The sequence below is a fragment of the Streptomyces sp. DH12 genome (genome assembly GCF_020873895.1).
Taxonomy (GTDB): domain Bacteria; phylum Actinomycetota; class Actinomycetes; order Streptomycetales; family Streptomycetaceae; genus Streptomyces.
Genome location: NZ_JAHWGT010000685.1, coordinates 1 through 518 on the forward strand (window position 1 = coordinate 1; position 518 = coordinate 518).

Genomic DNA, 518 nt, shown 5'->3' on the forward strand with positions numbered 1-518 from the left:
TCGGGCGCGGCCAGTTCCGCTCGGATGTGCGGCGCCGCGGCCGGACCGTCGTCGCCGACGAGCAGGGCCCGGCCGGTCAGCCGCGGGTTCTCCTGGCGCAGGGTCTGGACCAGGGCGCGGGCGGCGTCGGCCCGCCGCGGGTCGGCGGTGACGGCGATCAGGGTGAGCGGCTGGGTGCGGTGGGCGGCGAGGACCTTCCGCGCGGCGTCGAGGGCGGCGACGTCGTCCCCGGTCAGCCGGAGCACCAGGGTGGCGGTGACGAGCCGGGCCTGGGAGGCGGCGCTGGGGGCGGTGATGCCGTTGGTGCGGCCGTCCTGGCCGATCCCGGAGGCGCGCACCACCGCGTGCACCGGGTCCCCGTCGGCCAGGGCCTTCTTCAGCGGCTTGAGGACGACGACGGCGCAGCCCTCGCCGGGGACGATGCCGTCGGCGGCGGCGTCGAAGGGGCGGCAGCGGCCGGTCGGGGAGAGCATGCCGGCGCGGCTCATGAACACGTGCGGCAGCTCGGTGAGGTACAG

The 518-nt window shown here is 77.6% G+C and carries 1 protein-coding gene; it reads right to left on the reverse strand.

From position 1 onward, the window contains the following. Nucleotides 1–518, reverse strand: a 518-nt coding sequence (locus LPA54_RS36485) for a beta-ketoacyl synthase N-terminal-like domain-containing protein (RefSeq protein WP_228984801.1), incomplete at both ends; no start/stop codon positions are given.